This is a genomic window from Nostoc sp. NMS7, from assembly GCF_017115085.1.
Taxonomy (GTDB): domain Bacteria; phylum Cyanobacteriota; class Cyanobacteriia; order Cyanobacteriales; family Nostocaceae; genus Nostoc.
Genome location: NZ_JABXKJ010000076.1, coordinates 1 through 11,522 on the forward strand (window position 1 = coordinate 1; position 11,522 = coordinate 11,522).

The 11,522-nt window shown below is 43.5% G+C and carries 11 protein-coding genes; 7 read left to right on the top strand and 4 right to left on the bottom strand.

The window, feature by feature from the left end:
* Positions 1-52: 52 nt before the first annotated feature.
* A complete protein-coding gene (gene thiL, locus HWQ38_RS07080; protein ID WP_292791657.1) occupies positions 53-1,141 on the top strand; it encodes a thiamine-phosphate kinase in 1,089 nt (362 codons plus the stop codon).
* Positions 1,142-1,232: 91 nt separating this feature from the next.
* Here the strand turns inward: thiL and HWQ38_RS07085 are convergent, their stop codons facing one another.
* Together HWQ38_RS07085 and nadD are read right to left on the bottom strand one after the other, a co-directional pair.
* Positions 1,233-2,246, bottom strand: a complete 1,014-nt coding sequence (locus HWQ38_RS07085) for a type I glyceraldehyde-3-phosphate dehydrogenase (RefSeq protein ID WP_292791585.1) — start codon at positions 2,244-2,246, stop codon at positions 1,233-1,235.
* Positions 2,247-2,362: 116 nt separating this feature from the next.
* Positions 2,363-3,013 carry a nicotinate (nicotinamide) nucleotide adenylyltransferase gene (gene nadD / locus HWQ38_RS07090; protein ID WP_292791588.1) on the bottom strand — a complete coding sequence of 217 codons (651 nt, stop codon included), beginning with the start codon at positions 3,011-3,013 and terminating at the stop codon, positions 2,363-2,365.
* A 404-nt stretch (positions 3,014-3,417) separates the two neighbouring features.
* On the opposite strand from nadD, the gene murC reads away from it, so the two are divergent.
* The 4 genes from murC (at position 3,418) to HWQ38_RS07110 (ending at position 7,342) form a co-directional block, all read left to right on the top strand.
* Complete coding sequence (gene murC / locus HWQ38_RS07095; RefSeq protein WP_292791591.1) at positions 3,418-4,881, top strand: UDP-N-acetylmuramate--L-alanine ligase; 1,464 nt, start codon at positions 3,418-3,420, stop codon at positions 4,879-4,881.
* Between the two features lie 105 nt (positions 4,882-4,986).
* Complete coding sequence (gene murB / locus HWQ38_RS07100) at positions 4,987-6,021, top strand: UDP-N-acetylmuramate dehydrogenase (protein WP_292791593.1); 1,035 nt, start codon at positions 4,987-4,989, stop codon at positions 6,019-6,021.
* A 396-nt stretch (positions 6,022-6,417) separates the two neighbouring features.
* Complete coding sequence (locus HWQ38_RS07105) at positions 6,418-6,765, top strand: YbaB/EbfC family nucleoid-associated protein (protein WP_069070420.1); 348 nt, start codon at positions 6,418-6,420, stop codon at positions 6,763-6,765.
* 76 nt (positions 6,766-6,841) lie between these two features.
* On the top strand, positions 6,842-7,342 hold the full coding sequence (locus tag HWQ38_RS07110) for a low molecular weight protein-tyrosine-phosphatase (RefSeq protein ID WP_292791597.1): 501 nt from the start codon (positions 6,842-6,844) through the stop codon (positions 7,340-7,342).
* A gap of 89 nt (positions 7,343-7,431) precedes the next feature.
* Here the strand turns inward: HWQ38_RS07110 and HWQ38_RS07115 are convergent, their stop codons facing one another.
* Complete coding sequence (locus HWQ38_RS07115; protein ID WP_292791600.1) at positions 7,432-8,115, bottom strand: response regulator transcription factor; 684 nt, start codon at positions 8,113-8,115, stop codon at positions 7,432-7,434.
* A gap of 691 nt (positions 8,116-8,806) precedes the next feature.
* Between HWQ38_RS07115 and smpB the strand changes: the two genes are divergently transcribed.
* Together smpB and HWQ38_RS07125 are read left to right on the top strand one after the other, a co-directional pair.
* Positions 8,807-9,274, top strand: a complete 468-nt coding sequence (smpB, locus tag HWQ38_RS07120) for an SsrA-binding protein SmpB (RefSeq protein ID WP_292791605.1) — start codon at positions 8,807-8,809, stop codon at positions 9,272-9,274.
* 181 nt (positions 9,275-9,455) lie between these two features.
* Complete coding sequence (locus HWQ38_RS07125) at positions 9,456-9,737, top strand: WGxxGxxG family protein (protein ID WP_292791660.1); 282 nt, start codon at positions 9,456-9,458, stop codon at positions 9,735-9,737.
* Positions 9,738-9,814: 77 nt separating this feature from the next.
* Here the strand turns inward: HWQ38_RS07125 and HWQ38_RS07130 are convergent, their stop codons facing one another.
* Positions 9,815-11,233 (bottom strand): IctB family putative bicarbonate transporter, encoded by a 1,419-nt coding sequence (locus HWQ38_RS07130; protein WP_292791654.1) that lies wholly within the window; start codon positions 11,231-11,233, stop codon positions 9,815-9,817.
* Positions 11,234-11,522: the final 289 nt, after the last annotated feature.

Below are 11,522 nucleotides of genomic sequence, written 5' to 3' on the forward strand. Positions count from 1 at the left end.
CCAATGCCCAATGCCCAATGCCCAATGCCCAATGCCCAATGCCCAATGCCCAATGAACAGTGAGTTATCTTCTCTACAAGTAAAAGACATTGGTGAACAAGGTCTTTTAGAAAGATTGCAGCGCTTCTGTCCTCCAGAAATTATCGGCGATGATGCAGCAGTACTTGAGACTGCACCAGGGCAATCTTTAGTAGTAACTACAGATGTGCTGGTTGATGGCGTACATTTTAGCAACCTCACCACTTCCCCAGAAGATGCTGGTTGGCGAGCTGCTGCTGCCAATTTATCAGATTTAGCGGCAATGGGCGCTTCCCCATTGGGAATTACTGTCGGGTTGGGACTCCCCGGTGAAGTTAGGGTGAGTTGGGTTGAGCGACTATACCAGGGAATGACAGAATGCCTGCAAAAATACAATACCTCAATTGTCGGGGGTGATATTGTGCGATCGCCTGTGACGACTCTGGCAATTACCGCTTTTGGTCAACTTCACCCTAGTCAAATTATCCGCCGTTCTGCTGCTGTTGTCGGAGATGCGATCATCGTTACAGGTGTTCATGGAGCCTCCCACGCTGGCTTAGAACTGCTTTTGCATCCCGAATTGGGAAAAAACCTCAAAGATGCAGAACGCACGGCTCTAATCCGCGCACACCAACGCCCACAGCCACGATTAGATGTCTTACCAATCCTCTGGAAAATCTTAGCATCCCCATCCCCAATGCCCAATGACGCCAGTTGCTTCAAGTCGGCAAAGCCGCCCAACGCACTGGCTCCCCAATGCCCAATGCCCATTTCTGGTATGGATAGCAGTGATGGTTTGGCTGATGCGATTATCCAAATTTGCCGCGCTAGTGGTGTTGGCGCTGTTCTAGAACGCAGACAAATTCCAGTACCAAAAACTTTTAACCATTGGCTGACACCAGAGCAAGCGCTAGAATATGCTCTATACGGTGGCGAAGATTTTGAATTAGTGCTGTGCTTGCCACAAAAGTTAGCATCAGCCTTAGTGCAACATCTTGGTGAAGGTGCTGCGATCGCGGGCAGCATTACAGCCGGATCAAGAGTATTATTGCACGACGAACAAAAAAAATTTCCTGACCAAGTTCTGAATCTTAGCCAGGGTTTTCAACACTTCAAGAGTTAAAAGTTAGAAGTTATGAGTTATGAGTTTTAATTCCTAACTCTTCACTCCTGTACAGACGCGATTAATCGCGTCTCTCCTCCTAACTTTTTAATTATTCCCACTTCTCGGCTACTAATTCAGCCAAATCCAAAACTCGTTGGCTGTAACCCCACTCGTTGTCATACCACGCCATAACTTTCACTAGGTCATTACCCAAGACAAAAGTCAAGTTGGCATCGACAATCGAAGAAGCATCATGACCTTGATAATCGGAAGATACTAATTCTAGTTCGCTATAATCCAAAATGCCTTTGAGTGAACCTTCAGCAGCATCTTTAAGAGCTTGATTAACTTCTTCCGTAATAGTACGCTTCTCAACCTGAACTACGAAATCTACCATTGAGACGTTCGGGGTAGGTACACGCAAGGCAACGCCATTTAACTTGCCTCTAAGCTCTGGGATAACCAGCGCCACTGCTTTTGCTGCACCCGTGGAGGTGGGTACAATATTTATTGCTGCTGCCCTCGCCCGTCGCAAATCCCGGTGAGAAGCGTCTAGCAAGCGCTGATCGCCTGTATAACTATGAGTGGTGGTCATCGTGCCTTTGATGATGCCGAACTTATCATTCAACACCTTGGCGATCGGTGCCAAGCAGTTGGTTGTACAGCTAGCGTTACTGATAATGTGGTGTATGTTGTGGTCATAGTCGTGATGATTCACACCAATCACAAAAGTACCATCCTCGTTTTTACCAGGAGCGGTAATCAGAACTTTCTTGGCTCCAGCATTCACATGCTTGAGCGCTCCTTCTTTGCTAGTAAACACCCCGGTTGCTTCGATAATTAGGTCAATTCCCCAATCTTTCCAGGGCAATTTTTCTGGGTTGCGATCGGATACGCACTTAATGGTCTTACCGTTAACGATGATCGAGTTATCATCTGCACTAATCTCAGCACCCTTGATCTTCCCTAGCATTGAGTCATACTTTAGCAGGTGAGCATTGGTTCTAGGATCTGATGTGTCATTAATAGCGACAAGATCGATTTTACTATTTTCTCTACCCACCCAGCAACGTGCAAAGTTACGTCCAATCCGCCCGAAACCGTTGATTGCAACTCTAATCACAGTGTCTTGCCCTCTGTATTTATGCTTATATGTTGATATCGTTGACCCCAATCATATCGCAAAGGGGGGAAGGACTCTTAACCATAAAGTGTTAGGTCAATAAAAAAACACATAATTTATTCAGATTTGTGGGAATAGAGGTTGTTGTTAGTAATATATGATTTAACCGATTCCGGGACTAAATAACGAATTGACTGGCGATCGCCCTTGGCGTTTACGAAGTTATCACCGCAAATTTTGCGAATTAGACTTGACGAAACTCCTACTAAAGGTATATTCAAGAGTTGCCAATGAATGCTATATGACTGCTCCCTGATTTTTTCCTCCACTTGCTTGCAGATTAATTTGCTTTGAGTTATAGTCTCACCACCTAGCAGTCGGGGTGCGATTAACCAATCACACATTTGTGCTAGTTCGTGTCCACGGTACCAACGAGGTAAGGTTTGGAAAGTATCCAAGCCCACAATCCAGTACCAGTGAGTATTTGGATAAGAAGCAGATAAGTCGATCAGGGTGTTAATGGCATAAGAAGTCCCAGAGCGATTTGCCTCCACTAGTGAGACGGTAAACGCAGGGTTATCTTTTATGCCTAATTGCAGCATTTGGACACGATGCTCAAACAAAGCTGCTTCTTTGTGAGGAGGATTTAGGGATGGCACCCAAATTACCTTTTCAAGGGATACTTGATGCAAAGCTGTCTCGCCTACGAGCAGGTGTCCCCAATGAATTGGATCAAATGTGCCACCAAAAATTGCCAGTTGTTGCATCCAGTTATGCCTGGGTTTTATGCAATTGAAAAATAGTTTCATTACCAATGTACTATTGTACTCAATTCACGCTTAGACTTGATGCAATTTCAAATCAGTTTCACTAAACAATGTATTATGTAGCCAATTCCAGTAAGGTAGCCAAAAATATGTATTTGACATTACAAGAATTTCTTTCCCGATGCGGCCAAAATTTTCCGAATAATTTTAACAACAGTTCAAAAATAGCAAAAACCTCCAACCAAGGTAAAATCATTCTGAACAAGGAAAACCAGAGCGGAAACATCATTCGGGTATCAAACATAAACATGATATAGAAGCAGTTACGGTAGAAAATCAAATTCCTGTTATGATACGCGTGTCATTTGTGATTATGGTGTGGTTTGGTGTAAGAGGAGCAATAAATGACTAATTCTGTAGATTTTAGTGGTAGACCATTTCATTTCATTGGCATCGGTGGCATAGGTATGTCTGCTCTGGCATACGTTCTCGCCAAGCGTCAATTTCCAGTATCAGGTTCGGATCTTCGTGCAAACCACATTACGCACAAGTTGGAATCTATCGGTGCTCATATTTTTGATAAACAAGAGGCAAGCAATCTCGAATTCTTTCGCCCTCAGGTATTGGCGAATACAGTAGTATTAAATTCACAAGAACAATTACCTACTACTACTAAGTCAAAACTGCCTCAAGTCATTTGTTCAACAGCAATTAACACGAATAATTTAGAATACAAAGCAGCGCTGGAATTAGGTTGTCCAATTTTACATCGTTCAGATGTACTGGCAGCTTTAATTGCCGATTACTACAGTATTGCAGTGGCAGGAACACACGGCAAAACTACAACCAGTAGCATGATTGGCTATATGCTTCTGCAAGCTGGTTTAGACCCAACGATTTTAGTCGGTGGCGAAGTTAATGCTTGGTCTGGTAATGCTCGATTGGGACAAAGCCAATATTTGGTAGCCGAAGCAGATGAATCTGATGGTTCCTTGATAAAACACGCTCCAGAGATTGGCATCATCACCAATATTGAACTCGATCATCCTGACCACTACGATACATTAGAAGAAGTCATTGACATCTTCCAGACATTTGCTAAGGGTTGTAAAACGTTGATAGGTAGCATTGATTGTGTTACAGTGCGCGATCGCTTGCAACCGACAATTAGCTACAGCTTACACTTAGATACAGACGCTGATTACACCGTCACTAATATTGATTATCGTGCTGATGGCACCACGGCTCTAGTTTGGGAAAGAGGCAAAGCTTTGGGTGTATTGAAGTTGCGCCTGCTCAGTCGGCACAATCTCAGTAATGCCCTAGCAGCCGTGGCTGTTGGTCGCGTCTTGGGCTTAGAATTCGGAGAAATTGCCAAAGGTATCGCCACCTTTGAAGGAGCAAGACGCCGTTTTGAGTTCCGGGGTGAAGTCGATGGCATTACCTTCATAGATGATTATGCTCATCATCCCAGCGAGATTCGCGTTACTCTTGCTGCAGCACGTTTACAGGCAAGACCAGGGCAAAGAGTGGTTGCCATCTTCCAGCCCCATCGCTATAGTCGCACACTCACCTTTTTAGAAGAATTTGCCGAGTCCTTTACCCATGCTGATTTGGTTGTGCTGACAGATATTTACAGTGCAGGTGAACCAAATTTAGGGCAAATTAGTGGTGAACATCTAGCGGGGGAAATTGCTAAACAGCATTCGCAGGTAGTTTATCGACCAACTTTACCCTCAGTGTGTGAGTTTTTGGTGCAAACACTACGCCCAGGAGATTTGGCGCTATTTCTAGGGGCTGGGAACTTGAATCAAGTGATTCCTGAAGTAATGGCGACACTTTCCGAACCTGTTAAAGCCACATCCTAAGTGGAGACTTTGCGAAGTTTTATTTCTGAGCAAAGCGCCCAGTTAACTCTATTACCGTATTTTTGCGGTAAGTAAATGTAAAAATTTTACCAATATAAAGTAAAAATGACAATTTCCCAGGCAGCTGCAAACGTCTGCACGGTTTCTGCTTTGAATACAAAGAAACACCAAACAACTAATTCGGTGGAGAGTGAAGTAATTTACTTACCCAATACTGATTGTGCGATCAAGTCTCAGGCTTCCTTGTCAGCCTTTACTTCCTATAGAGTTGGGGGAGCCGCTGATTGGTACGTTGCCCCGCGAAACTTAGAAGCACTGCAAGCAAGTCTTAAATACGCAAAAGAACGTGATTTAAAGGTGACAACACTGGGAGCAGGTTCTAACTTGTTGGTGAGCGATCGCGGTATAACAGGATTAGTCATTGCTACTCGTCATCTCCGCTTCAGCCACTTTGATCCAGATACAGGTCAATTAACCGTTGCTGCTGGAGAATCAATTCCCAGCTTGGCATGGGCAGCAGCAGAATTAGGGTGGCAAGGATTGGAGTGGGCTGTTGGTATCCCTGGAACAGCAGGAGGTGCCGTGGTGATGAATGCCGGGGCACATAATAGCTGCATCGCAGATATGTTAGTTAGCGCCCAGGTACTTTCACCCGATGGTACGCTGGAAACTCTTACCCCCGATCAGTTAGGTTATAGCTATCGGACTTCATTATTGCAAAGTGGGGAGTCTCCTTCTCCTGGCGGCGAGAGGCGTTGCCAACGCATAGTCACCCAAGCCACCTTACAACTCGCGCCAGGTGCCGACCCCGCAAAAGTTGTGGCAATCACCAAACAACACAAAAAGCATCGGTTGAGTACCCAACCATACAACTTCCCCAGTTGTGGCAGTGTGTTCCGCAATCCTAAGCCTTACAGTGCTGGCTGGTTAATTGAACAAACTGGTCTGAAAGGCTATCAAATTGGTGGAGCGCAAGTAGCACTACTCCATGCTAATTTCATTGTTAACCGTGGTGGAGCAAAAGCTAGTGACATCTTCTGTCTAATTCGCCACATCCAACATCAGGTACAAGAACATTGGTCTATTAATTTAGAGCCAGAAGTCAAAATGATCGGAGAGTTTCAAGCTGCTTGTGGATAAAGAATGGGGACTGGGGGAGGCACGGGGAGAAATAACAATTCAAAATTCAAAATTCAAAATTAAAGACATTTCAGACGAAGAGAAGTGCCTTGCGGGGGTTCCCCCCGTTGTGGCAACTTCGGGGGATTTAAACCCCGATGGTTCCTGAGCCCTTCGACAAGCTCAGGCTAAGACCTGTCGTTGGCGTAGCGTCCCGCTTTCTAAGGACTGAAATGGGTGCTAAATGTAGATTGCAGGTTCTTAAACCCTTTAATTTACGATAACCGATGCCCAATGCCCAATGCCCGACTCCCCATTTTATGACGCATTAATTATTGGTAAAAAAAGAGGCAAATTGCTTACCGCATCTATAATTGAATTTGATTTGTTATTCAACGCACACGCGTACAAATAATTATGACAGGAAAAGGACAGGGATTCGGCTTTGGCTTAGGAAAAATGAAGGAACTGGCCGAAGCTTTTAAGAAAGCGCAGCAAGTTCAAGAAGGCGCAAAGCGACTCCAAGAAGAATTGGAGCAAATGGAGATTCTAGGAGAATCTGGCGGTGGTCTGGTAAAGGTGATTGTCAGTGGGAACCAAGAACCCAAGCGAGTGGAAATTTCTCCCGATGCTTTAGGCGAAGGTGCAGAAGTACTTTCCGATCTGGTGACAGTGGCAATGAAAGAAGCCTACAACAAGTCCACTGCAACAATGCGGGAACGTATGGAAGAATTAACCAGTGGGTTGGAACTTCCTGGATTTTAGTCAAGAGTCATTAGTCATTAGTCATTAGTCACTGGACAAAGGACAAATGACTATTGACAAAGAATAAAAAATATCCATGCCTTACAAGTTGCTATTTGTGTGCTTAGGTAACATCTGCCGATCGCCATCGGCAGAAAACATTATGAATCATCTAATTGAGCAGGCTGGCTTGAGCGCTAGCATCCTCTGTGACTCTGCTGGTACATCTAGTTATCACATTGGTAGCCCACCTGACAGACGCATGAGTGCTGCGGCTGCTACAAAGTTGGGAATTAAACTGCGTGGCCGAGGACGCCAGTTTCAAAAGTCAGACTTTCAAGACTTTGATTTGATTTTGGCGATGGATCAAGAAAATTATCAGAATATCCTCAGTCTTGATCAAACTAAGCAATATCAGCATAAAGTGCGTTTGATGTGCGAGTTTTGCTCTCGACACACCCTAAAGGAAGTTCCAGACCCCTATTACGGTGGTAAAGAGGGATTTAATCAGGTTATTGATTTACTGATCGATGCTTGTGAAGGTCTGCTGACAAAAGTTATGAGCGATGCCCTGATCCCTTCGACAAGCTCAGAGTAAGACCTGCCGTTCGCGCAGGGTCTGGTAGAGAAGGGTTATGAGTTAAAACTCCTAACTCTTGTACAGACGCGATTAATCGCGTCTCACTTTTATTCCACCAGTCCATGCTTAATCGCAAAACGCACTAATTCTGCTCGGTTGCTGGTTGAGGTTTTTCTCAATAAACTGCTAACGTACTTTTCCACGGTTCTAGGACTCAGATGTAGCTGATGACCCATTTCGGCATTAGAAAGACCATGAGTCAATAACTCTAAGACTTCCTGTTCTCTATGAGTTAGGGGTGAGTGCAGATGGGATTTCTGAATTTGAGTGGACAAAGAATTATGGGTGTTCGCTGCTTTTGTCGAGGCGGAAATACCCAAACTCTCTTTATGAGAAAACTGGTACGCTGATTGAATGATTTGCGATCGTTCTAAAAGATTGCGGATTGCTGCTGCTAACTCTTCCAGTTCAAAAGGCTTGGGTAAATATAAATCGCACCCTGACTGGTAGCCCAGAATTCTTTCCTGGGTCTTAGTGCGTACCGTTAATAAAATTACAGGCAATAAACGAAACACTGGTTGTTGACGCACCCGGCGCACCAGTTCATAGCCATTCATCTGTGGCATGACGATATCCGTGACAATTAAATCAGGATGATACTCATCCACCATAATCAAAGCCTCTTGACCGTCATTAGCCGTGATTACCGAGTAGCCAGCCAGTTCAAGATAGTCGCTAACAGACAGACGAGTGCCCAAATCATCATCCACTACAAGGATCGTTAAGGGCATGGACAATACACCCCTAGCATTTTTTGACTCAGAAATTTGCTTTTACGTACTCCATTAGTGAACACAGATAGGTAAGAATAGTGTTCTTATGTTTCATACTATGACACGATGACCAGCTAATAACTGCTTCAAGTTTTATTTATAAAGAAAATCTTAAATCTTTAGGATGTGTTAATGAAGTGTAACTCACCTTTGACTCCCTCTGCTGGGGAGGGATAGAGAGCTTTGTAATTTGTAACAACTTATCAATAAGGCAGAGTAAATACTCCTGATAGTGTAAATTAATATTAAATTAATTAATAATTTCCCAAAAGCTAAGTAAGTGGGCGTGAATACTCAAAGGTTTGTAGTCAGGGCTTAAGCCCGGAAAATCTAGCTGAAGTCCTTACTAAGAGCCAATTTTAATTAATTTTACATTGCGTAATATAGTTTAATTTATTCTTGCCTACTTACTGAAGTAAGTATAAATATCTTTTGTTTTTTTGTCCTTAGTGATTAGTCCTTAGCCAATCACTAAGGATTATTGGTGTCAGGTAACTTCAAGTTCTCAGAAAACTTTTAATTGCCAACTTAGAAAAGTTAAATTAGTGATATACACTTGAGCATTTATAGCGGTTTTAAGATACACCCTATAAATCACAAAGCAATCCCAATAATTTTTTAGGTACATTTAAAGCACACAAAATTATCAATGAGCGACAAGAACGAAGGTTACAAAGTTATTAGTGACAACCGTCAAGCCCGTTATTTGTATGAAATTCTGGAAACTTACGAAGCTGGAATTGAATTGACCGGAACCGAGGTGAAGTCGATTCGTGCCGGTAAAGTTAATCTCCAAGATGGCTATGCATTGCTTCGGAATGGTGAAGCATGGTTGATCAATGTGCATATCTCGCCTTATACCGCTAGTGGACAATATTTCAATCATGAACCACGGCGTACACGCAAGCTGCTGTTGCATCGCAAAGAACTCCGCAAGCTAATTGGCACAGTAGAACAGCAGGGTTTAACTTTAATCCCTTTAAAAATGTATCTCAAACGAGGTTGGGTAAAAGTGAGTATAGCCCTTGGCAAAGGTAAAAAGCTCCACGATAAGCGAGAAGACCTGAAACGACGCCAAGACCAGCGTGATATTCAACGGGCAATGAAAAACTATTGAGGGTCAGTGTAGTTAAACTATCACACCAAAGTCAGAAACGGCTTGCGGTGAAAAGCATCTTGTCTATCTATAGCATGAGTTATGAAAATGCCTAATTTATAGCCGCAGATTGATTTTCCTAAGGATGGGACTCTATATAATAGTGGGTAACTTCGGATGGCATGAAGAATTGTCACAACTTATGAAAAATAATTTCATTACAGCTGTTGGCGCTGGCGTTCTCAGCTTGAGTATGGGAATTTTGCCCTTAACTCTATCCGCACAAGCTCAGACCACTCCTAACCCCGGAGTTAGTACTGCTCCAACAACGACCACTTATGAGGAGCATAATGATTTTGATTGGGGTTGGCTAGGATTAATTGGTCTATTAGGTCTAGCTGGTTTGACTGGGAAAAAGCGTGATGCCGAACCCACTGCTTATCGCGACCCTAATGCCCCAGGTGGCACCACCTACAAGGACTAGACAATTCAAAATTCACTCATTCAAAATTTGCTCAGTTGTCAGTTGTTCAATAAAAAACAACTGGCAACTTACTGATTTTAGTTTACTGTTGGTTCTGAGTTAGATGAATTTGTCTGGTTTTGAGCTAAAGGTGTCCAGTAACTAGCAATTAAGGCAACTATGAGCCACCAAAGAGTATTTACTTCAGGACGATACCAGACAGTATCTACGGTGCCATGAGCTAGCATACCCAACAAAATAGCGATCGCTCCAATTAACCAAAATCCCTCTACACTTTTCAATTGCCGCATTCGTTGCACTTGCAAAAATGCCGTATTAAATGTGACGATTATTAGCCAGAGAAAGCAGGCTAAACCAACAAAGCCCATTTCTACAGTCACTTCAAACAATATTGAATAAGCACTCAAAGCAGTGTAACGAGGGTGTTGGTAGAGCGGATAAACTTTATTAAAAGAGCCATGACCAGGACCAATGCCGAAAATCGGGCGATCGCGAATCATCTCAAACACAGCATCCCAGACATTTCGGCGAAAATTATTACTGCTATCTTTGCGATCAGCAAAAATACTGAACACTCGCAGGCGGACTGGCTCTACAAATATCACTGCTAACACCAATACCCCGATCAAACCTCCCAAGACAATCGGTAGCGACCAAGTACGCCAGAAACGAGGCATTTCCACGCTTTTCCAATAAACTAGCAATGCCATCACAGCCAAAAATGCCACCACTAGTCCAATCCAACCGCCACGACTAAAAGTCAAAATCAGGCAGGAGGTATTGACAATTAACATTGTTAATGCTAATAGCTTTTTAGGCCAGCTTTGCCAGACAAAAATTGCCACTAGGCTAAAAATTACTGCTGGTAAGAGGTATCCAGCCAATAAGTTGGGATTGCCTAAATAACTGTAGACTCTTGTAGTCTTAGACAGAGGAGATTCTGGGTCAACCCAAGTTGCCAGTGCTGTGGCTCCAAAAAACCATTGGCGCAACCCATATAGACTGACAATTAACGATACGTGCAGGTAAAGGATGATAATCCAAGATCGGAGGCGAGGTGACCTTAATACCCTGGCACAAAGGGCAAATAGTAGCAAATACAAAGTCAACGTTCCCAAGTCGTTAAGCGCCGCCTTTTTCACAGGTGATAATGCTGTTGCGACTGCCGCAACTCCCCAGTAGAGGAATACCAGCAGGTGAATGGGCGTGAATGAGGAGATATTTGCTGGTGTGACTTCATCAGATAAAGTCAATAACATCCAAAATCCCACACAAGCCACCAGCAACAAGCCCACCAATGAACTCGAAGCAAAAGGTGCAAGGGCATATATTAAGCTAAGTAAAGCAGCTGCGATCGCATCTCCCCATTGGAGTAAGACGCTGGTTTGTCGCCAAGAACTTAACAGTCCCACCAGAGAACGATGTACGTAACTGGTAGCAAGATATTCTTTGAGCGGTAAAGATGATAAAGTAAATCGTTGCCAGACTAAATTCATAAAAAACATTGCGATCAATTAGCCTGCCGACGCAGAACTTGGAATTCATCATAATGCCTATGGCAAGAAAAAGGTAATAACGGAGATTGTAAATTAGTGATGGCATTCTGATTGCTAGCCATCAGCTACTACTTTTAATCTGAACTTCGATGGGCACGCAGAGAATTCGTTACGAATTAATTACAGCAGTTTTCATATATTTGAACCACATCTATGTAGGGGCACAGCATTGCTCATTGGTGTCAACTTAAGAGGATAAAGCCCATATTTGCTGGGTGCGAGCGTCAAT